The sequence below is a fragment of the Amycolatopsis sp. FBCC-B4732 genome (assembly GCF_023008405.1).
In the GTDB taxonomy this organism is placed as follows: Bacteria; Actinomycetota; Actinomycetes; order Mycobacteriales; family Pseudonocardiaceae; genus Amycolatopsis; species Amycolatopsis pretoriensis_A.
On record NZ_CP095376.1, the window covers coordinates 3,638,721 to 3,659,469 of the forward strand.

General features: G+C 72.3%; 18 protein-coding genes. 9 read left to right on the forward strand and 9 right to left on the reverse strand.

The annotated features are described in order from the left end of the window. Positions 1–65 precede the first annotated feature (65 nt). Entirely contained in the window at positions 66–1,385 is a 1,320-nt protein-coding gene (locus MUY14_RS15610; RefSeq protein ID WP_247023729.1) for a cytochrome P450, read from the reverse strand. 122 nt (positions 1,386–1,507) lie between these two features. On the opposite strand from MUY14_RS15610, the gene MUY14_RS15615 reads away from it, so the two are divergent. Next, a complete protein-coding gene (locus MUY14_RS15615; RefSeq protein WP_247023730.1) occupies positions 1,508–2,323 on the forward strand; it encodes an SAM-dependent methyltransferase in 816 nt (271 codons plus the stop codon). Between the two features lie 10 nt (positions 2,324–2,333). Here MUY14_RS15615 and MUY14_RS15620 read toward each other — a convergent pair whose 3' ends face one another. Beyond that, positions 2,334–5,249 carry a glycoside hydrolase family 3 protein gene (locus tag MUY14_RS15620; protein ID WP_247023731.1) on the reverse strand — a complete coding sequence of 972 codons (2,916 nt, stop codon included), beginning with the start codon at positions 5,247–5,249 and terminating at the stop codon, positions 2,334–2,336. 334 nt (positions 5,250–5,583) lie between these two features. On the opposite strand from MUY14_RS15620, the gene MUY14_RS15625 reads away from it, so the two are divergent. The 5 genes from MUY14_RS15625 (at position 5,584) to MUY14_RS15645 (ending at position 11,698) form a co-directional block, all read left to right on the forward strand. Continuing rightward, positions 5,584–6,636 (forward strand): LacI family DNA-binding transcriptional regulator, encoded by a 1,053-nt coding sequence (locus MUY14_RS15625; protein WP_247023732.1) that lies wholly within the window; start codon positions 5,584–5,586, stop codon positions 6,634–6,636. Between the two features lie 87 nt (positions 6,637–6,723). Then, a complete protein-coding gene (locus MUY14_RS15630) occupies positions 6,724–7,950 on the forward strand; it encodes a sugar ABC transporter substrate-binding protein (protein WP_247023733.1) in 1,227 nt (408 codons plus the stop codon). Continuing rightward, a complete protein-coding gene (locus MUY14_RS15635; protein WP_396126808.1) occupies positions 7,947–8,885 on the forward strand; it encodes a carbohydrate ABC transporter permease in 939 nt (312 codons plus the stop codon). Before MUY14_RS15630 ends, MUY14_RS15635 begins: the two co-directional genes overlap by 4 nt. Then, positions 8,882–9,685 (forward strand): carbohydrate ABC transporter permease, encoded by an 804-nt coding sequence (locus MUY14_RS15640; RefSeq protein ID WP_247023734.1) that lies wholly within the window; start codon positions 8,882–8,884, stop codon positions 9,683–9,685. Before MUY14_RS15635 ends, MUY14_RS15640 begins: the two co-directional genes overlap by 4 nt. 9 nt (positions 9,686–9,694) lie before the next feature. Beyond that, a complete protein-coding gene (locus tag MUY14_RS15645) occupies positions 9,695–11,698 on the forward strand; it encodes a TIM-barrel domain-containing protein (RefSeq protein WP_247023735.1) in 2,004 nt (667 codons plus the stop codon). Here MUY14_RS15645 and MUY14_RS15650 read toward each other — a convergent pair whose 3' ends face one another. Continuing rightward, positions 11,699–12,259 (reverse strand): TetR/AcrR family transcriptional regulator, encoded by a 561-nt coding sequence (locus tag MUY14_RS15650; protein ID WP_247023736.1) that lies wholly within the window; start codon positions 12,257–12,259, stop codon positions 11,699–11,701. An 83-nt stretch (positions 12,260–12,342) separates the two neighbouring features. Here MUY14_RS15650 and MUY14_RS15655 point away from each other — a divergent pair, with 83 nt between their 5' ends. The 3 genes from MUY14_RS15655 to MUY14_RS15665 all read left to right on the forward strand — a co-directional run bounded on the left by MUY14_RS15655 (position 12,343) and on the right by MUY14_RS15665 (position 14,761). Then, complete coding sequence (locus tag MUY14_RS15655; RefSeq protein WP_247023737.1) at positions 12,343–13,224, forward strand: aldo/keto reductase; 882 nt, start codon at positions 12,343–12,345, stop codon at positions 13,222–13,224. Between the two features lie 70 nt (positions 13,225–13,294). Next, complete coding sequence (locus MUY14_RS15660) at positions 13,295–14,152, forward strand: oxidoreductase (protein ID WP_247023738.1); 858 nt, start codon at positions 13,295–13,297, stop codon at positions 14,150–14,152. A gap of 9 nt (positions 14,153–14,161) precedes the next feature. Then, positions 14,162–14,761 carry a TetR/AcrR family transcriptional regulator gene (locus MUY14_RS15665; RefSeq protein ID WP_247023739.1) on the forward strand — a complete coding sequence of 200 codons (600 nt, stop codon included), beginning with the start codon at positions 14,162–14,164 and terminating at the stop codon, positions 14,759–14,761. 65 nt (positions 14,762–14,826) lie between these two features. Here MUY14_RS15665 and MUY14_RS15670 read toward each other — a convergent pair whose 3' ends face one another. From MUY14_RS15670 to MUY14_RS15695, 6 genes are read right to left on the reverse strand one after another with little or no spacing between them, the layout of a single operon-like run. Further along, positions 14,827–15,942 (reverse strand): GntG family PLP-dependent aldolase, encoded by a 1,116-nt coding sequence (locus MUY14_RS15670; RefSeq protein WP_247023740.1) that lies wholly within the window; start codon positions 15,940–15,942, stop codon positions 14,827–14,829. Positions 15,943–15,959: 17 nt separating this feature from the next. Continuing rightward, positions 15,960–17,435 carry an argininosuccinate lyase gene (locus MUY14_RS15675; RefSeq protein ID WP_247023741.1) on the reverse strand — a complete coding sequence of 492 codons (1,476 nt, stop codon included), beginning with the start codon at positions 17,433–17,435 and terminating at the stop codon, positions 15,960–15,962. Continuing rightward, a complete protein-coding gene (locus tag MUY14_RS15680; protein ID WP_247023742.1) occupies positions 17,432–17,599 on the reverse strand; it encodes a hypothetical protein in 168 nt (55 codons plus the stop codon). The genes MUY14_RS15675 and MUY14_RS15680 overlap by 4 nt, the downstream gene beginning before the upstream one ends. Continuing rightward, on the reverse strand, positions 17,596–18,789 hold the full coding sequence (locus MUY14_RS15685) for an ATP-grasp domain-containing protein (protein ID WP_247023743.1): 1,194 nt from the start codon (positions 18,787–18,789) through the stop codon (positions 17,596–17,598). Before MUY14_RS15685 ends, MUY14_RS15680 begins: the two co-directional genes overlap by 4 nt. Continuing rightward, positions 18,786–19,820, reverse strand: coding sequence for a pyridoxal-phosphate dependent enzyme (locus tag MUY14_RS15690; protein ID WP_247023744.1), 1,035 nt, complete (start codon positions 19,818–19,820; stop codon positions 18,786–18,788). Before MUY14_RS15690 ends, MUY14_RS15685 begins: the two co-directional genes overlap by 4 nt. A gap of 5 nt (positions 19,821–19,825) precedes the next feature. Then, complete coding sequence (locus MUY14_RS15695; protein WP_247023745.1) at positions 19,826–20,644, reverse strand: kinase; 819 nt, start codon at positions 20,642–20,644, stop codon at positions 19,826–19,828. Positions 20,645–20,749: the final 105 nt, after the last annotated feature.

Here is a 20,749-nt window from a genome sequence, read left to right on the forward strand (position 1 = left end):
CTCCTCCGGATGGGGCGGGCTGTTCGGACCCGAGAACACTACACCCGGTAGTGGAACCGGCACCGTCAGGTCCGCGGCACCACGGTCATCGGCAGGCGGTTCGGCTGCATCGTCGCCTTGAGCTGCGCGTACACCTTCTTTCCCGGCACCGGGACCAGACGCCAGCGCGCTCCGATCGTCGCGGCGACGATGCCGATCTCCGTCGGCGCGAAGACGTGCCCCGGGCACAGCCGCGCGCCCGCGCCGAACGGGATGTACGCGCCCTTGGGCAGTTCCGCGGTGTGGCCCGGGGTCCACCGGTCCGGGTCGAACCGGTCCGGGTCCGGGAACCAGCGCGGGTCCCGGTGCAGCGTGTGCTGGCTGACCGCGACCTCGGTGCCCGCCGGGATCCGGACGCCGCCGAGCACGACGTCCTCGCGGGCGCGGCGCATGAGGATCAGCGGTGGGGTGCGGCGGACGATCTCGTTCACGATCCGGTGCGTGTAAACGAGATCCGGCAGGTCTTCGAAACGCGCGGGCCGCCCGCCGAGGACTTCGTCGACCTCCGCGTGGAAGCGCCGTTCGACTTCCGGGTGCTGCCCGAGCTCGTGGAAGAACCAGGCGAGCGCGACGGCGGTGGTCTCCGCGCCGGTGGTGAGGATCGTGATGACCTCGTCGTGCACCTGGCGGTCGGACATGCCCTCGCCGGTGTCCTCGTCGCGGGCCAGCAGCAGCATCGAGAGCAGGTCGCCGTGGTCGGCGCCCTGTTCACGGGCCGCGACGACGGTTTCGCCGATGACGTCCCGCAGGCGCGCGGCGGCGGCGTCGAACCTGCGGTTGGGCGGGATGGGCAGGCGTTCCACGAACTTCGGCGAGAACGCCCGGACCAGCACGTACTTCAGCATGACCGGGATCGACCGCTGGATCTCCGCCAGCGCTTCGGAGCCGAGCGCGGTGGAGAACAACGTCTGCCCCGCGATGGTGAGCACGAGCTCCTGCATCCGCCGGTCGAACTCGACGACTTCGCCGGGCTGCCAGGACTTCGCCAGCTCGTCGGCCAGTTTCGTCATCGTGTTCTCGGCGTAGCCCGCGAGCCGGGTGCGGCCGAACGCGGGCATCACCAGGCGGCGCTGACGGCGGTTCAGCTCGCCGTTGGAGGTGGCCAGCCCGTCGCCGAAGAGCGGGCGCATCTTGTCGAAGACCAGGCCCTTGTCGAACTTGTCGGCGTCGGTGGCGAGCACCTGCCAGGCCAGCTCCGGCGTCGTCACCACGTGCACCGGCAGCGGGCCGAGGTGGAGTTTGACGACTTCTCCGTGCGCGGGCAAGGAAGTGAAGAGTTTCAGCGGGTCGCGCAGCAGGGGCACGGTGTGCCCGAGCACGGGCCAGCGACCGGGGACGTTCGTCATGGCCTCGTCTCCTCGTGACCGCGTCACCTTAGCGGGCGGCGCGGGCCTCGGCTGTCACTCCACACGAACGGAGGAGGGCGCTACACTCCCGCTCTCCAGAATGGGCGAGGGCAGGAGGTCCCGTGACCGGGGAATCGAGCTGGGTACCGCCGGAGATCGACACCTCGGTGCCGAACCCGGCGCGGGTGTACGACTTCTGGCTCGACGGCGACCACAACTTCGCCGCGGACCGCGCGCTCGGCGAGCAGATCCTCAAGATCATGCCGGGCGTCCGCGACGCGGCCCGCCTCAACCGGGCCTTCCTCCGCCGCGCGGCCCGCTACCTCGTCGGTCAGGGCGTCCGGCAGTTCCTCGACATCGGCTCCGGCATCCCGACGGCGGGCAACCTGCACGAGATCGTCCAGCAGGCCGACCCGTCGTGCCGGGTGGTGTACGTCGACCGCGAGTCGGTCGCGGTCGCGCACAGCGAACTGCTCCTGCAGGGCAACGACAACTGCCTGGTCCTGCAGGCCGACCTGCGCGACGTCAACGACGTCTTCGACGGCGCGGGCAAGCTCCTCGACCTGGACGAGCCGGTCGCCGTGTTCATGTTGCTGCTGCTGCACTTCGTCCCGGACTCCTGGGACCCGGCGAGCATCGTGGCCCGCTACCGCGACCGCCTCGCACCGGGCAGCTTCCTGGCGGTCACGCACGTCGCGGCCGACTCGGAGTCGCAGCGCCTCGACGAGGCGGTCGAGGTGTACAAGAGCAACCAGAACCAGCAGAACCAGCCGGTCCCCCGCACCCACGACGAGGTCCTCGCCTTCTTCGACGGCTTCGAGGTGGTGGAACCCGGCGTGGTCGGCTGCGCGATGTGGAAGCCCGAAGGCGCCGGCGACATGTCGGACGACCCGGCGATCAACGCGCTGCCCTACGCCGGGCTGGGCCGGAAACCCTAGCGCCCGGCTCTCACCGCAGGGAGAACGTCGCCAGGTTCACCGGGCCGTCGAACGTGAGGTAGACGTCGTGGTGGCCGGTCGCCGCCGCCAAGGGCGCCGTCACCGTCGTGTACGCGTAGTGGTCGCCCGTGGCCGGTACCGCCGCCGTGCCCAGGACGCGGCCGGTCGGTGCGTCCAAGCGCACCGTGACCTCGGCCGGCGCCGAAGCCGACACCGAAGCCGAGAAACGCGCCGGGCCGGTCAAAGCGACGTTGCGGTAGGCCAGCCAGCTCCCGGCCACCGCCGCCACCGAGGTGCCGGACGTCTTGGCCGTGTCCGTCAACGTCGTGCCGGCGTAGTCGTCGAAGTTCTCCGCCGGGGTCGGCCGGCTCAGGTCGCGGGGCAGCGCGCGCTCCCCCGGCACGTACACCGGCTGCGCCGCGGAAAGGTCGGCCGCGTTGTGCCCCACGGAGAACTCGCGCACCCCGGCCGCCACCGCGGACCGTCCCCGCGAGACGTCCCACGACGCCAGTTCCGACACCGGGACCGAGAACCGGACCGTGCGGGTTTCCCGCGGTGCCAGCGTCACGCGCTCGAAGTCGCGCAGCCGCTGCACCCCGGAGTCCTTCGAGTACAGCTGGACGACGTCACTCCCGGCCCGGCTGCCGGTGTTCGTCACGTCCACGCTCACGCGCACCGACGAACCAGCCGGCGACGCCCGTACCGCGCCGTAGCGGAAGCTCGTGTAACTGAGCCCGTACCCGAAGGGGTACAACGGCTTCCCGCGGTAGTACTGGTAGGTCATCCCGGTCTTCGCGATGTCGTAGTCGAGGATGCTCGGCAGTCCCGCGTCGGACGCGTACCACGTCTGCGTGAGACGCCCGCTCGGGTTGACGTCGCCGAAGAGGACGTCGGCGATCGCGTGCCCGGTCTCCTGCCCGGCGTGGCTGGTCCACACGACACCTGGCACGGGCAGCGTGTCCCAGCCGGTCGTCGGGTAGCTGTTCTCCGCCACGACCACCGTGTGCGGGTTGACCTTCGCGACCGCCTCGATCAAGGCGCGCTGTGCGGGAGCCAGCGTGGTGCTGGTCCGGTCGTTCGCCTCGCGGCCGTTGATGAACGGCATGCTCCCGACCACCACGACGGCGGTCGACGCGCCGCGGGCCGCGTCGACGGCCGAGGAAATGCCGCTGACGAGCACGTCCCGGCCGAACTTCGTGGCGTGCGCGGCGTCCGGGGCGGAGATCGTCAGGACGCCGTCCGCGCCGACGACGGCGAAGCGGTTCGGCCCGAACCACGGCTCGGTCACCTCGTTGCCCGCGTACTCGAGCACGTAGCTGCCGTCCGGCTGCGGGTCGAGCTTGAGCTGCTGCTGCACGAACCACCCGGACGGCTGCTCGGCGTCGTTCACCAGCGCACCACCGGAGTAACTCAGGAACCGCCCGTTCGCGGCGGCGCGCAGGGTGTTCTTGCCCGCGCCCCAGTCGTAGACGTCGAACGACTCGGCCGTGCCCGCGGTGGTCGCCCCGGCGGTCACCTTGCCGGGCGTCTCGGGAGCGGTCAGGTAGCGGCCCGTCGCGAGGTCCTTCAGCGCGATGCGGTCGACGCCTTCGGACGACGCGACCGGGGCGCCGAGCCGCTCGGCGATGCCCTGCTTCGGGGTCACGCGGTACGGCATCGTGCCGCTGTACCAGTCTTCGTACAGCGTGCCCGACAGCGGGCCGACGACCGCGACCTTCCCGGTCGCGGCCAGCGGCAGCGCGTTCCGGTCGTTGCGCAGCAGCACGACCTGCTCGGCCGCGGCCTTGCGGGCGAGGGCCTGGTGCGCGGGGGAATTGATCACCGCCGGGGTGATCTTCGCGTACGGGTTGCGGCCCGGCGGGTCGAACTCGCCGAGCCGGAACCGCAGCGAAAGCAGGTGGCGGTCGGCCTTTTCGACGTCGGCCATGCTCAGCAGCCCGCGCTCGAGGGCCTCCTTGACCGCGGCGGCCGTGATCGAGCCGTCGGTGTCGTCGTCGGTGAAGCTGTCGAGCCCGGCCTTGATCGCCGCCGCGTCCGCCTCGGCCTTGGTGGCGTAGTACTTCTCGGAGTTGACCAGGTTGGACGGTGCGCCGGCGTCGCTGACGACGGCGATGTCCTGGGGCGCCCACTTCCGCAGCGCGCCGCCGAGGTCCGGGCTGACCGTGTTCGGGCGGCCGTTCACCAGGTTGTACGACGGCATGACCGCGTTGGCCGCCCCGGCTTCGAGCGGGATCTTGAACGCCTGCTCGTCGTAGTCGTGCAGGATCTTCGGCGGCACCGACGAGTTGCTGGTGTCGCGGCTGACTTCGTTGTTGTAGGCGAGGTAGTGCTTCAACGTCGGGGCGGCCTGCAGGTAGCGCGGGTCGTCGCCCTGGATGCCGCGCCCGTACGCGGTCGCGAGCTCGCCGGTGAGGTGCGGGTCCTCGGAATACCCCTCTTCGTTGCGACCCCAGCGCGGGTCGCGCAGCAGGTTGACGACCGGGGCCCAGAGGTTGAGGCCCCACAGCGTCGGGTTCCGCGCGTTGAAGCCGCGTGCCTCTTGCCCCACTGCCGAACCCACCTGCTTGACCAGCGCCGGGTCCCACGTCGAGGCCAGGCCGACCGCCTGCGGGAACACGGTCCCGTCCGCCTTGACGACCGCGCCGTTGTTGTCGTAGTCGGTCGACCAGGCCACCCCGTGCAGCGCCTCGGTGCCGGTCTTGAACACGCCGATGCCGAGCCGCGGGATGGCCGGCTGGTACTGGTGCAGCAGCGAGATCTTCTCGTCGGCGGTCAGCCGGGACAGCAGGTCGTCGATCCGCGCGGCCACCGGCAGCGCCGGGTCGCGGAACGGCGGCGGGGGCGCCGCGAGCGCCGGCGACGGGGCCAGCAGCAGGGTCGCGGTGACCACCGGGACGAGGGCGCGGCGGAACGGGGACAGGCGCACGGACGGCCTCCGGTTTCGTCGAATCGTTTCGACGGCGCGGCGCGGAACATTCGCGTCGAGGGTGGGGATGCGACGACTATTACAGCCACGCCGACGGATGGTCAAGACTCACTGGACGCGCTCCCAGCAACTCCGGCCGACCGCCCGAATCTACGCCCTGAGCTGCGGGAAGAACCGTCATCAGCGACGTTCGACAATTTCGACGAACAACGCTGCCGTCGAATGGGAATCGAATTCACGGGAACCGCGAATCACGCTTGTGTTTCCGGCGGGTGTCACTTACCTTCATGCCATCGTCGATGCGCTTCGACAATGATCTCCCTGGAGGCCGCCCGTGGTCACGATCAACGACGTCGCTTCCGCGGCGGGGGTGGCCCCCAGCACGGTGTCGTACGTGATCAGCGGGAAGCGCTCGATCTCGCCGAAGACCCGGCGGCTGGTCGAGGACAGCATCCGCCGGCTCGGCTACCACCCGCACGCCGGCGCGCGGGCGCTGGCCAGCAGCAAGACGAACGTACTCGCGCTGGTCGTGCCGCTGCGCACCGACCTCAACGTCGCCGTGGTGATGGAGTTCGTCGCCTCGGCGGTCACCGCGGCCCGCGCGCACGACCACGACCTCCTGCTGCTGACCAAGGACGAAGGCCCGGCCGCGCTGCAGCGGGTGGCGTCCTCGGCGATCGCCGACGCGCTGATGGTGATGGACGTCGAAACCGCCGACCCGCGGGTGCCGATGCTGCTCGCGCTCGACCTGCCGGTGGTCCTCATCGGCGTGCCCGACCACCCGGCCGGGCTCAGCTGCGTCGACCTCGACTTCACCGCCGCGGCATCGGCGTGCGTCGCGCACCTCGCCGACCTGGGGCACCGCGCGATCGGCCTGATCGGCCCCTCCCCCGCCGTCTACCGGCGCGGAACCAGTTATGCGACGCGATTCCTGCGCGGCTTCGACGACGCGGCGAAGACGCGGGACGTGCGGGCGGCGAACCGGCCGTGCGCCCACTCCTACGAAGCGGTGAGCGCCTGCCTGGACGACCTGCTCACCGCCGACCCGGACCTGACCGGCCTGGTCGTGCACAACGAGGCCGTCCTGCCCGGTCTGCTCGCGGACCTGCGCCACCGCGGCCTGCGCGTGCCCGAGGACATCTCGGTCATCGCGGTCTGCCCGGACAGCATGGCCGAGCAGCACGCCGTCGCGCTGACCAACGTGGCCATCCCCGCCGAAGAGGTCGGCACCCAGGCTGTCGAAATGACCATGCGCCGGCTCGCCGGCCACACCACCCCGGAGGTCCGGCTGCTCGGGCCCCGCCTCACGCGCCGCGAGAGCACCGCCGCGCCACGCTGTGTTGTTCGTTCCCGATCCGACCACAGTCACGGCCGGATCGCCCCGTAGGGACGGTTACGTACCGCTCGGGGGACCGGCCTGCTTTTCGGCCGGATCGGCAACCCGGTTCTGCTCCACCGCCGAAGGAGAATCGCCATGCCCGTAGCCCGTCGCGCCCTCGTGCTGGCCGCGAGCGCCGCGCTCTTAGCCGCCTGCAGCCCCAGCCCGGCGCCCACGACGTCCAGCAGCGCCCAGCCCGCCGGCTCGATCACCGAGCTCGACTACTACGCCGACGAGCAGGGATCGGCGGCGTGGCAGAAGATCCTCGACGCGTGCGCGGGCCAGACCGGCATCAAGATCGAGCGGCAGAAGGTGCCGACCAGCCAGATGCTGCCGAAGGTCCTGCAGGGCGCGAGCTCGAAGACGCTGCCGGACCTGCTGTTCACCGACAACCCGACGCTGCAGCAGGTCGCCGCCACCGGTGCGCTGACCCCGCTGGCCGACTACGGCATCACCACCGACGGCTTCTACGAAAGCATCGTCAAGGCGGGCACCTACCAGGACAAGGTGTACGGTGTCGCGCCCGGCGTGAACGGGCTCGCGCTGATCTACGACAAGGACCTGCTCGCCGCGGCCGGTGTCCAGCCGCCGAAGACCTGGGACGAGCTCAAAGCCGCCGCGGCGAAGCTGACCAAGGACGGCAAGTACGGGCTCGCCTTCTCCGCCATCCCGTCCGAAGAAGGCACTTGGCAGTTCTTGCCGTTCTTCTGGAGCAACGGCGCCGAACTGTCCCAATTGGACTCGGCGCAGTCGGTGAAAGCGCTTCAGTTCGTCACCGACCTGGTGAACTCCGGGTCGGCCTCGAAGTCCGTCGTGACGTGGAACCAGAACGACGTCGCCGACCAGTTCGTCGCCGGCAACGCGGCGATGATGGTCAACGGGTCGTGGAACCTCGCCCGGCTCGACGAGCAGCAGGCGCTGCACTACGGCGTCGTGCCGATCCCGGTGCCGCAGGCGGGCGCCAAGCCGGTGGTCGCCCTCGGCGGCGAAGTCGGCGCCGTGCCGGTCACGAGCGGCCCGGCCCAGCAGGCGGCGGGCAAGGTGCTCTCCTGCATCCTCTCCGAACCCACGATGCTGCAGTGGAGCAAGGCCCACGCCTACATCCCGTCGAAGACGGCCGTGGCCGCGAAGTTCGGCACCGAGCAGCCCGCGATGCAGGCGTTCGTCGACGAAGTCGGCTCGGCCCGCTCCCGCACCGCCGAGCTCGGCGAGAAGTACCCGAAGGTCTCGCAGGCCCTGGCCGACGCCGTCCAGGCGGCGCTGACCGGGAAGCTGCCGGCCGACCAGGCCCTCAAGGCCGCGCAGCAGGCGAGCGGGTCGTGACCCTGCTCGCCCCGGCCGTCGCGGCACCCCCTCGCGCCGGCCGGAAACCCCGGCGGGACAACCGGTTCGCCGCGTGGCTGTTCCTGCTGCCCGCGCTCGCCTACATCGTCGTGTTCTTCGGCTACCCGCTGGCCGCGAACGTCGTGATGAGCACGCAGGACTACACGGTGAAGTCGTTCTACACCGGCGAAGCTCCGTTCGTCGGCCTCGCCAACTACGCGGCCGTGTTCGGCAACCCGCTGTTTTCGACGGCGGTCGTCGACACGGTCCTGTTCACCGCCGGGTCGCTCGTCTTCCAGTTCGGCATCGGGCTGGCGCTGGCGGTGTTCTTCAACGGCCGCTTCCTCGGCAGCGCGCTGCTGCGCTCGCTGCTCCTGCTCCCCTGGCTGCTGCCGCTGGTGGTCAGCGGCGCGGTCTGGCGGTGGATGTTCGACCAGGACCACGGCGTGCTCAACGCGGCGCTGCGCGCGGTCGGTCTCGACGCGGTCCCGTGGCTGAGCAGCACCGGCTGGGCGCTGCCCGCGGTGATCCTCACCAACATCTGGATCGGCATCCCGTTCAACCTGGTCATCCTGCACGGCGGGCTGCGCGCGATCCCCGCGTCGCTCTACGAAGCCGCCGCGCTGGACGGCGCCGGGGCCTGGCAGCGGTTCCGGCACCTCACCTGGCCGCTGCTGCGGCCGGTCACCGGGATCGTGCTCATGCTCGGGCTGGTCTACACGATCAAGGTGTTCGACGTGATCATGGTCGTCACCGGCGGCGGGCCGGCCAACGCGACCCAGACGCTCACGACGTGGTCCTACCGGCTGTCCTTCCAGGACTTCGCGTTCGGCCAGGGCGCCGCGGTCGGCAACGTCCTCATCCTGGTGGCGACGGTGTTCGGGCTGCTCTACCTGCGCTCGGCGAAGGCGACCCTGGCCGAGGCGGCGGCGTGAAAGGCCGCACGGTGGCCGGCGTCCTGATCGTCGCGGTACTGTTGTTCCCGCTGTACTGGATGGTCAACGCGTCCCTGCAGCCCAGCGGCGCGCTGCTGCGCCCCGACCCGGCGTTCTTCCCCGTCGACGGCACCCTGGACGGCTACCGGAAGGCCGTGGCGACGCAGGGGCCGAACCTCCTCTCCAGCGTCGTCGTCGCCCTCGGCACGGTGCTCGTGTCGCTGGTGATCGCCGCACCGGCGTCGTACGCGCTGGCGCAGCTGAAGGTGCGCGGCGGTCCCGTGCTGGTGTTCGTGCTGCTCATCGTGCAGATGATCCCCGGCATCGTGATGGCCAACGCGCTCTACACCGTGTTCGGCAACCTCGGGCTGATCGACAACTACCTCGGGCTCGTGCTCGCGGACTCCACCGCGACCATCCCGTTCGCCGTGCTCCTGCTGCGGGCCTTCATGATCTCGGTACCCAAGGAGCTCACCGAAGCGTCCCGGGTGGACGGTGCCGGGTACTGGCGGACGTTCTTCTCGATCATCGTCCCGGTCAGCCGCAACGCGCTCGTCACCGCCGGGCTGTTCTCGTTCCTGTTCGCCTGGGCGGACTTCCTGTTCGCGGTCACCCTCACCACCGGCCGGTCGTTCGAGCCCATCACCGTGGGCATCTACCGGTTCGTCGGCAACCAGTCCGCCGACTGGAACGGGATCATGGCCACCGCCGTGCTCGCCGCGATCCCCGCGGCCGTCCTGCTCGTCGTCGCCCAGCGGTACGTCGTCGCCGGGCTGACCAGCGGCGCCGTCAAAGACTAAGGAGAGCGCTTGATCGCCACGACCGAAGACGGCCGCTCGCTGGAGGTCCGCGTGCGGCACGAGGTGCTGCGCGTCGAGCCGTGGGGCGACGGCAGCCTGCGCGTGCGCGCCGGGCGCCACCGGATCCTCGACGACGTGCCGGGCGCGCTGCTGCCCGCGAAGCCGTCCTCCGCGACCGCCACCGCCGACGGGCGCACCGGCCGGGTCGTCAACGGCGCGCTCACCGCGATCGTGGAGCTCGCCGACACCGACACCGGCATCGACGCGCAGCTGCGGTTCGTCCGCACCGACACCGGCGAGGAGCTGCTTTCCGAGCAGCGGGCGCACTTCTGGTGGCCCGGCGCGCGGCTGTTCATGCCGTCCCGCAACGGCTACGGCCGGCTCGAGCAGCGGTTCGCCGCCTACGACGACGAGCGGGTCTACGGGCTCGGGCAGCACACGCACGGGCGGCTCGACCAGAAGGGCCTCGTGCTCGACCTGGTGCAGCGCAACGCCGAGGTGTCGGTGCCGTTCCTGCTCTCCAGCCGCGGCTACGGGTTCCTGTGGAACAGCCCGGCCGTCGGGCGGGTCGAGCTGGCCGCCAACGGCACCCGCTGGGTCGCCGACGACGCCCGCCAGCTCGACTACTGGATCACCACCGGCGACGGCCCGCGGCAGGTCCTGAGCCACTACGCCGACGCGACCGGGCACGCGCCCATGCTGCCCGAGTGGGCGGCCGGGTTCTGGCAGTCGAAACTGCGCTACCGCACCCAGGACGAGCTCCTGGCCGTGGCGCGCGAGTACCACGCGCGCGGGCTGCCGCTGTCGGTGATCGTGGCGGACTTCTTCCACTGGACGCACCTCGGCGACTGGCGGTTCGACCCGGACGGGTGGCCGGACCCGGCCGGGATGATCCGGGAGCTGGCCGACCTCGGCGTCAAGCTGATGGTGTCGGTGTGGCCGTCGGTCAGCCCGCTCTCGGAAAACTACCGGGAGCTGCACGAGCAGGGCCTGCTGGTCGCCGCGGAGAGCGGGGTCCCGGCGCACGCGCCCTGGAAGGACAAGGGCTTCGACGTCGAGATGCCGGTCGCGTTCTACGACGCGACGAACCCCGCGGCGCGGCGGTTCGTCTGGGCGAAGGTCAAGGAGAACTACTACGACCTCGGTGTGCGCGCGTGGTGGCTGGACGGCGACGAGCCCGAGATCCAGCCCGGCCACCCGCACAACCTCGGCTTCCACGCCGGGCCGGGCTCGGAGGTCTTCAACCTCTACCCGCAGGCGAACGCGCAGGCGTTCCACGACGGCATCCGCGCCGAGGGCGACGACGAGGTGGTGCTGCTGTCGCGCTCGGCGTGGGCGGGCAGCCAGCGGTACGGGGCCGCGCTCTGGTCGGGCGACGTCGCGGCGACGTGGGAGTCGCTGCGCGCGCAGGTCCGGGCGGGGCTGAACGTGGCGCTGGCCGGGATCCCGTGGTGGACCACGGACATCGGCGGTTTCCACGGCGGCGACCCGGCGTCGCCGGAGTACCGCGAGCTGATGGTCCGCTGGTTCTCCTACGGCGTGTGCTGCCCGCTGTTCCGCCTGCACGGCTTCCGCGACCCGCGCCCGCCGTTCGGCCCGGCGATGACCGGCGGGCCCAACGAGGTCTGGTCGTACGGCGATTCGGCGTACGAGGCCATCACGGCGTCCCTGCGGCTGCGGGAACGGTTGCGGCCTTACCTGATGGCGCAGATGCGGGTGGCGCACGAGCAGGGCATCCCGCCGATGCGGCCGCTGTTCGTCGACTTCCCCGGCGACCCGGAGAGCTGGACGGTCGAGGACGCCTTCCTGCTGGGCCCGGACCTGCTGGTCGCGCCGGTGCTCGAGCCCGGGGCCACCGCTCGTGCGGTGTACCTCCCGGACGGTGCCGTGTGGACGGACGCGGTGACCGGGAAGCGTTACGACGGCGGGACTTCCGTCGAGGCACCGGCTCCGGCGGACCGGATCCCGCTGTTCCTCCGCGACGACGTGGTGCTGCCGATCCGCCCGGAGTGATCAGGGCCGGACGGCGGCCGCCACGAGGTCCAGCAGGCGCCCGGTCCGCGCCGGCTCGGGGCCGGCCGAGAGGCACACGCCCAGCAACATGAAGGTGACGTCCTCGGGGTCGGCGTCGGCGCGCAGCGTGCCCGCCTTCGCGCCGGCTTCGAGGATCGCGCCGATCGCCGCGACGATGCGCCCGCGTGTCTCCGCCGTCACGATGCGCCCGGCCCCGAGGCTGACGCGGAGCGTGTCGGCCATCCCGCGTTTGGTGGCGAAGAACGCGGCGTAGCGGTCCATCCAGGCCCGGAGGGCCACCGCGGGCGGGTGCTGCTCGAGCAGGGCCGGGGCGCTGGCGCAGACGGCGTCGAGCTCGGCCGCGTAGACGGCTTCGACGAGCGCCTCGCGGGTCGGGAAGTGCCGGTAGAGCGTCCCGATCCCGACGCCGGCCTCACGGGCGATGGTCTCGAGCGCGACGGCACCGTCGGCGGCGAAGGCGTCGCGCGCGACTTCGACGAGCTTTTCGCGGTTGCGGCGCGCGTCGGCGCGCACCGGGCGCCCGGTTTCGGACGAAGGCAAAACGGAGGTCCCTCCGATTGTGCTACGGTCGGTTTAGCGGAGGTTCCTCCGCTTCACCATCATCGCACGAAAGCGGGACAGCCATGCCCTCCAGCCAGCTCGCCGGCCACACCGTCTCCCGCGTCGGGTTCGGCGCGATGCAGCTCGAACGCCTCCACGAGGACCGGCCCGCGGCCGTCGCGCTGCTGCGCCGGGCCCTGGACCTGGGCGTCGGACACATCGACACCGCCGAGTTCTACGGCAACGGCTTCGTCAACGACGTCATCCGCGAAGCCGCCGACGACGACGTCCTGATCGCCACCAAGGTCGGCGCCGACCCCGACCCGGGCGGCCCGATCCCGCTCCGCCTGGCGCAGCGGCCCGAAGAACTCCGCAAGAGCGTCGAGGACAACCTCCGGACGCTCGGCACCGAGCGGGTCGCCCTGGTCAACCTGCGCCGCGCGGAGCTGCGCCCGGGCCTGCTGGCCGAGGGAGACCAGCTGGTCGACGTCGACGACCAGCTCGCGGTCCTGACGGAACTGCGCGACGAAGGCAAGATCGGGGCGATCGGCCTCAGCAGCGTCGGCCTCGACACCTTCCGGCGCGCCCTGCCGGCGGGCATCGCCTGCGTGCAGAACGCCTACAGCCTCGTCGCCCGCGACGACGAGGAGATGCTCCGGCTGTGCGTGGCGGAGGACATCGCGTGGGTGCCGTTCTTCCCCCTCGGCGGCGCGTTCCCGGGTCTGCCGAAGGTGACGGACGAGCCGGTGGTCCAGGCCGCGGCGTCCGCGCTGGGCGTGACGCCGGCGCAGATCGGGCTGGCGTGGCTGCTGCACCACGCCCCGAACGTCCACCTGATCCCGGGGACGGCGAGCGTGGCGCACCTGGAGGCGAACATCGCGGCGGGATCGGTGGTGCTCGACGCGGAGACGCTGGCGGCGCTGGACGCGGTGCCGTCGCAGACGATGGACGCCTCGCTCGGCTGAAACCGACATGGTGTCGATTAAAATCGACACCATGTAGAGTCAGGGGTGAACCTCAGGACAGGAGCACCTCGTGGACGGCAAGACCTTTCTCATCACCGGTGTCAGCAGCGGCCTCGGCCGCGCCTTCGCCCGCGGCGCGCTCGAGGCCGGGCACAGCGTCGTGGGTACCGTCCGGCGAGAAGCCGACCTCGGTGCCTTCGAAGCCCTCGCCCCCGGGCGCGCCCACGCGCGGCTGCTCGACGTCACCGACGACGAAGCCGTGTTCTCGCTCGTGCGGGACGTCGAAGCCTCGGTCGGCGCGATCGACGTGCTCATCGCCAACGCCGGGTACGGCCACGAAGGCGTGTTCGAGGAGTCCCCCCTCGCCGAGCTGCGCGCGCAGTTCGCCACCAACGTCTTCGGCGTCGCCGCGACCGTGCAGGCGGTGCTGCCGTTCATGCGGCAGCGGCGCGCCGGGCACATCTTCGCCGTCAGCTCGATGGGCGGGCTGATGACCGTGCCCGGGCTGGCCTTCTACTGCGGCAGCAAGTACGCCGTGGAGGGCATCCTGGAGACGGTCGGCAAGGAGGTCGCCGTCTTCGGCGTCCACGTCACGCTCATCGAACCCGGCTCGTTCCGCACCGACTGGGCCGGCCGCTCGATGGTCCGCACCGAACGGTCCATCCGGGACTACAACGGCCTGTTCGAGCCGATCCGCGCGGCCCGCCAGGCCGCCAGCGGGAACCAGCTCGGCGACCCGGGCAAGGCGGCCGAGGCCGTCCTCGCGGTCGTCGGCTCCCCCGAACCGCCGGCGCACCTGGTGCTCGGCTCGGACGCGCTGGAGCTCGTCGCCGCGGGCCGGGCGGCCGTCGACGCCGAAATCGGGAAGTGGGCCGGGCTGTCGCGCTCCACCGACTTCCCCGAGGGGCACCGGATCGACGGGAACTAGGATTCGGCCATGGCCACCCCGCGCAAGCGCCGCGCCGCACCACGCAAGGGCGACCTGCGGGAACAGGCGATCCTCGACACCGCCGAAGCGCTGCTCGAACGCGAGCACGTCGAGCCGATGACCGTGGAGACCATCGCCAAAGGTGCGGGCATCTCGCGCGCGTCGCTCTACTTCTACTTCGGGTCCAAACAGGACGTGCTCACCGCGCTGGTCGCCCGCACGGTCGCCGTCCTCGGCCAGGACGCGGCTTCGGTGGGTGCCGATGCGGCGCCGGCGGAAACCGCGCGGACGGCCGTCCGGCTCACCGGGCAGATGTGGCGGGACCACGGCCCGGTGATGCGCGCGGCCGTCGACCTCTCCCCCACCGTGCCCGAAATCGCCCGGCTGTGGAACGAGACCGTCGCCGCCTACGCCGAGGTGATGACCGGCGTGCTGCGCCGGGCTGGCCTGCCCGGCGGGGACGAGCCGACCGGCGCCGCCGCGGTGGCCCGGGCGCTGTGCTGGATGACCGAACGCGTCTTCTACCACGCGTCGAGGCCGCCGGGGGACCTCGACGCGGCGGCCGAGACCTGCGCCGAACTCTGGCGCCGCGTCCTCGCGCCGGGCTGAGCGACCCCGGCCGCCCGGATGTCGTGAACGGGTCGTTCACGACATCCGGGCCCTGACGTCCCGGGTCACCGCACCATCGCGTCGTGGCCCAGGAGGTCGCCGAAGACGGAGACCGCGCGGTCGACCGCGTCGTCGTCCACGCCCGCGTGCGTCACCGCGCGGATGCGGTCATGGCCCAGCTCCTCCACCCGGATCCCGCGGCGGCGGGCCGCCTCGATCAGCGTCCGGGTCGTGTAGCGGTCGTCGCGGACCTTGAAGAACACCATGTTCGTCAGCGGCGGGCCCGGGTCGAGGCGGACGCCCGGGATGCGGGACAGGCCGCGGGCCAGGCGGGCCGCGCGGGCGTGGTCGTCGGCCAGGCGCTCGGTCATCTCCGTCAGGGCCACGATGCCGCAGGCCGCGATCATGCCCGCCTGGCGCATGCCGCCGCCGAGCATCTTGCGCATGCGGCGGGCCGCCGCGATCGTCACGCGGTCGCCGACCAGCACCGAGCCGATCGGGGCGCACAGGCCCTTCGACAGGCAGATCTGCACGGTGTCCGCGTGCTTGGCGACCTCCGCCGCGCTGACGCCCAGCGCCACCGCCGCGTTGAAGATGCGGGCGCCGTCGAGGTGCAGGGCGACGCCGTGGGAGCGGATCAGCCGGGACACCTCGCTCAGGTAGTCCAGCTGCAGCGGCAGCCCGCCGCAGCGGTTCTGCGGGGTCTCCAGGCTGAGCACCGCCGGCGGCGCGATCTGCGGGTCACTGCGGTCGACCGCGCACGCCTCGGCGATGGCCGCCGGGTCGATCGTGCCGTCGGGCAGGTTCGGCAGCGGGTCGTAGACGATGCCGCCGCACAGCGACGCGCCGCCCGCTTCGTAGACGTAGACGTCGGACTCGTGCCCGACGATCGCCTTGCCGCCGCGCGGGCAGTGCGCCAGCAACGCGGTCAGGTTGGCCATCGTGCCGCTCGGCATCAGGCAGCCGGCCTGCTTGCCGAGCAGCTCGGCGGACAGCTGCTCCAGCCGGTCCACGGTCGGGTCCTCGCCGTAGACGTCGTCGCCGAGCGGGGCGCGGGCGGCGGCTTCCAGCATCGCGGGCGTCGGCAGGGTGAAGGTGTCGCTGCGGAGTTCGACGTGCGCGCCCGGGGTGGACGCGGGTTCCGGGCGCAGCGTCGCGAGGTCGTCGGCGAAAGTGGTCACAACAGGCTCCTTGCGGGTCAGCGGATGAGGGTTCGGACGGCGTCGTCGAGGCCGATTTCGGCCTGGCTCCACCGCCAGCGGCGTTCTTCGGCGGCGGCGCGGATGCGGGTGAACGCGGTTTCGGCTTCGGTCACGGCGGCGAGCACGGACTCCCGGGCCGGGCCGCCGCCGTACGCCGCGTGCTGCGCGACTTCGGCCGGGTCGAGCGCGGCCAGGACGTGCGGCGGCTGCCCGGCGAGCCGGACGCGGGCGACTTCGTGCAGCGGGAGGTTCCCGGCGAGGGCCTCCTTGGCGATCGCGCCGACGTCGTGGTGGGCCTGCCGGAACGGGACGCCGGCGTCGACGAGCCGTTCGGCGAGGTGGGTGGCCGCGGTCTGGCCGCCGACCGCGCGTTCGTACATCCGTTCCGGCACCGGTTCGGCGCCCTCGACGACCAGCCGGAGCAGGACGACGGCGTCGGTCGCCGCTTCCAGCGCCGTCCACGCCGGGGCCACGGCTTCGGTGCCGACCGCGATCGCGTTGGTGAAGCGCGCGGTCGCCATGGCCCCCGCCGACGCGGTGAACGCGCCGAGCGGCGCCAGCGCCCGGCCCTGGACGTGCTCCAGCAGGAACGGGTTCCGCTTCTGCGGCATCATCGAGCTCGACCCGACGACGTCGTCGGCCAGCCGCAGCAGCCCGGCCTCGGCGCTGGTCCACGCCTGCAGGTCGTGCGAGACGCGGCAGAGCAGCACGCCGAGCACGGTGGCCGCGGACAGCTGGCGCAGCACGAGGTCCCGGGACGCGACCGCGTGCAGCGAGTTCGCCAGCGGCGCGGCGAACCCGAGCAGTGCGGTGGTGCGGTGCTGGTCGACCGGCAGCGACGTGCCGCCGACCGCGCCCGCGCCGAGCGGGTTCTGGTCGAGCTCGGCCCCGGCCTGCCAGACGCCTTCGACGTCGCGGACCAGCGCGCACGCCACCCCGGCCAGGTAGTGGCCGTAGGTGATCGGGACCGCGGGCTGGTGGTGGGTGTAGGCGGGCATCGTGACCCCGGCCCAGCGCCGGGCCCGCTCCAGCAGCGCGCGGCCGAGCGCGTCGGACTCGGCGAGCAGCCGTTCGTGCGGCTCGCGCAGCCGGAGCCGGACGACGGTGGCGTTGAGGTCGTTGCGCGAGCGTCCACTGTGGAGGATGCCGCCGACTTCGGCGCCGAGGGTGTCGATCAGGTGGGATTCGTAGGCGAGGTACCGGCCGCGCGGCGCGGGGACGTCGTGCAGCGGCGCGAACCGCCGGGCCCGCAGGTCTTCGATGCCGGCCAGCAGCGCCGCCGCGGGCCCGGGTTCGACGATGCCGCGTTCGGCGAGCATCACGACGTGGGCGCGGTCGACCTGGCTGATCAGCCCGAGTTCGGCCGCGACCGGGTCGGGTGCGGGTGCGGTGTCGCGGTCGAAGAGGATCTCCCTGGCCGCGGCGGCGATGGGGCTGGTGAGCCTGCCGGTCCCGCCTGGGGCGATGGTCATCGAGGTGCTCCTTCCGGGGTGTCCGGGTGGGTTTCGGTGGCTCGCCCGGATGTCATGAACGACTCGTTCATCGCGTCGGACGACATGAAAGAGTCGTTCATGACATCCGGCGGGCGGGCGGCGGCGGTCTGGGCCACGGTGGTGATGAGGAACCGCAGGGTCATCGGTGGGGGCCTTCCGGGATCAGGGCGGCACGCAGGCGGTCGAGCGCGCCCGCGGCGGCCGCGCGGGCACCACGGGGGCGGTCGGAAACAGCGAGGACGTGCCCCACGCGGTCGCGGTAGTCGCGCGCCGGGCGGACCACGGTGCCGTCCGCGCGGTACAGCCGGGCTTCGGCGACGCCCGGCACCGCCGACGCCTTCGCCACCGCGTCCCCCGCCTCGAGCACCGAGGTCGAGCTCGCCGTGAGGAACCGCAGTGACGCGCACGCGCGCCGGGACGCCCGCAGGTCCGGCGGCAGTCCGAGCACCGCGGACACCTGCGCCGCCACCAGGTCGACGCCGGTCGCCGCGCGGACCAGCTCCGGGATCATCCCGCCCGCCGGGCGCGGGTTGACCTCCATCAGCCGCGGCCCGTCGGGCGTCAGGCGGATCTCGACGTGCGCCGCGCCGAAACCGAGGCCCAGCGCGGCCACCGCCGCCCGGGACGTGTCGATCAGCGCCAGCTCGTCCGCCGGGGGCACCGTGGCCGGGACGTCGTGGCCCACCTCGACGAAGAACGGCGCCGGGCCCAGGTGCTTGCGGACCACCGCCACCACGACGTCGCCGAACAGCTCCACCGAGTACTCCGGCCCGCTCGCGTACGGCTCCACGAGCACCTGCGCCGGGACCGGCAGCCCGCGTTCGTTGTGCGTCACCGAAAGCAGCGCCGCCGCCTGGGAAGCGACCGCCTCCGGCGTCTCGCAGCGCAGCACGCCGACGCTGCCCGAGCCCTCGGCGGGCTTGAGCACCACGGGGAACTCGACCGCCGCCGCGACGGCCGCGTCCACCGACGTCGCCACCGTGCACGGTGCCCCGAGCACCGCCCGCTGGTGCGCCTTGTTGCGGCACTCCGTCACGGCCAGCGGATCCGGCCCCGGCAGGCCGAGCTTCGCCGCGATCCGCGCCGCGACCGGGATGAAGTATTCCGAACTGCTGGTCACCCCCGCGGGCTCGCCGATGTCCGCCGCCAGCACCGCGCACGCGTCCGCGGTGTCGCACCGGACGACGCGGACGCCGTCTTCGGCCGCGTACGGGTAGCGCGCGGGGTCGGCAGCGGCCAGCACCGGCTCGAAGCCCAGCTCCCTGGCCTGCCGCGCGAACAGCCGCCCGGTACCGGTCGTGTTGCTCTCGACGAGCAAAAGCGTCCGCGTCACGACACGTCACCGAGCGGGCGCCGGCCCCAGTTCAGCCACGTCCACGAGCCACCGGGCTCGGTCGGCGCGACCACTTCGTACGGCTCGGCCGCCCCCGGATGCGCCAGCCCCTGCGCGCGCAGCCACTCGTCGGAGTAGACGGTGTCCTGGTAGCGATAGCCCTCGTCCGGCAGGAGCGCGACGACCGTGGCGTCGGGGTTGCGGCGGGAGAACCAGTCCGCGACCTTGAACGACGCGCCGCTGGTCGGGCCCATGAACAGGCAGTGGCGCGCGTACAGCTCGCGCGTCGCGGCGAACGCCTCGGCCGCGCCGATCCAGTGCACCTGGTCGTAGCTCGAGTGCTCGACGTTGGGCGGTACCAGGCTGTTGCCGAGCCCGCGCAGCACGCGCGGGCCGTCCGGCTGGCCGAAGATGGCGCTGCGCTGGGTGTCGACGCCGATCAGCGTCAGCTCCGGGACGAGCATCCGCAGGAACGAACTCGTGCCCGACGTCGAACCGCCGGAGCCGACCGCGCCGACAAGGCAGTCCGGCACGCCGATCGTCTCGGCGAGCTGCTCGGCCACCAGCGCGTACGACCGCGGGTTGTCGGGATTGCTGTACTGACCCGGAACCCAGTGGTTCGGGTACTCCGCGCGCAGTTCCTCGAGCCGGTCCAGCCGCGCGCGCTGGTAGCCGCCGACGGGACTGGGCTTCGGGCAGATCTCGACGCGCGCGCCGAGGTGCTCGAGCCGGCGCTTGAGCGGGGCGTCGATCGCCGGGTCACCGACGATCGTGAGCGGGTAGCCGCGCAGCCGGCAGACCATGGCGAGGCCGAGGCCGAAGGTGCCCGACGACGTCTCGAGCACGGTCGTGCCGGGGCCGACTTCGCCGCGCTCCTCCGCGCGGTCGAGCATGAACCGGGCGGGCAGCAGCTTCATCAGGCCGAAGGCGGCGACGTGGAAGTTGGGCCGGACGCGGATGATCCGGGGCAGCTCGGTCGCCTCCACAATGGACCGGCTGACGGTGTGGCTGACAGGGGCGGCAAGGGTCATCGGACTCACCTCTCGGTTTCGAACTGCCAGGTCTCGGTCACGTCGAGCCGGGTGGCGGCGAACTCCAGCCGGGCCGGGGTTTCGGGGTCGGTCGCGTCGAAGAGCAGGCCGGCGACGTCACCGCTGTGGGCGACCTGCACGCCGGCCGCTCCCGAGGCGCGGGCGACGGCGAGGATCCCGTCCAGGCCGGGGATGGGCAGGTGCCGCTGGTTGAGCAGCGTGCTGGCCGTGGCGACCCGACCGAGCAGGCCCGCGTCGCCGTCGCGGACGGCCCGGCGCAGCAGGCCGCGAAGCGGGCGGAACGCCTCGATCTCCCACGACGTGTAGCGCGCGGGCGTCAGCTCCAGGGTGTCGACGCCGCGCCCGCCCGGGCTGGTCCCGAAACCCAGGACGGACAACGGCATCAGCTCGCCGAGGTCCTCGATCGGCTCGCCTTCGCGGTGGGCGAAGACCACCGCCCGCCCGCCGTACATGAGCGAGTCGGACGCGGTTTCGGCTTCGACGGCCAGCGCGCCCACCTCGGCGGGCGGGAGCCGGCGGCCGGTCGCGGCGAGGACCGCGCCGATCGCCGACGTGACGTCCGCGGTCGAGGAGCCGAAGCCGCGGCACAGCGGGATGTCGCTGGTGATGTCGAGCAGCCCGCCCGGCACCGGGTGCCCGAGCCGCGCCAGCGTCAGGTCGGCGGCGCGGCGGGCCTTGCTGCGCCACGCCGGCCGCACGGTGGTGCCGGGGTCTTCGGTCGGCAGGAAGGTGGCTCGGGTGCTGTAGAGCGGGCACGGCAGGGTGACCAGGCCGCGGCGCAGCCGGCCCCCGGTGGCGAACACCCCTTGCAGGATCTCGCCGTGGTGGGCATCGACGCGAAAGCTCCCGGCCCGCGGGTCGGTACTGTGCTGATCGTTACTGGTCCGACCACAGTCACGGCCGAATGG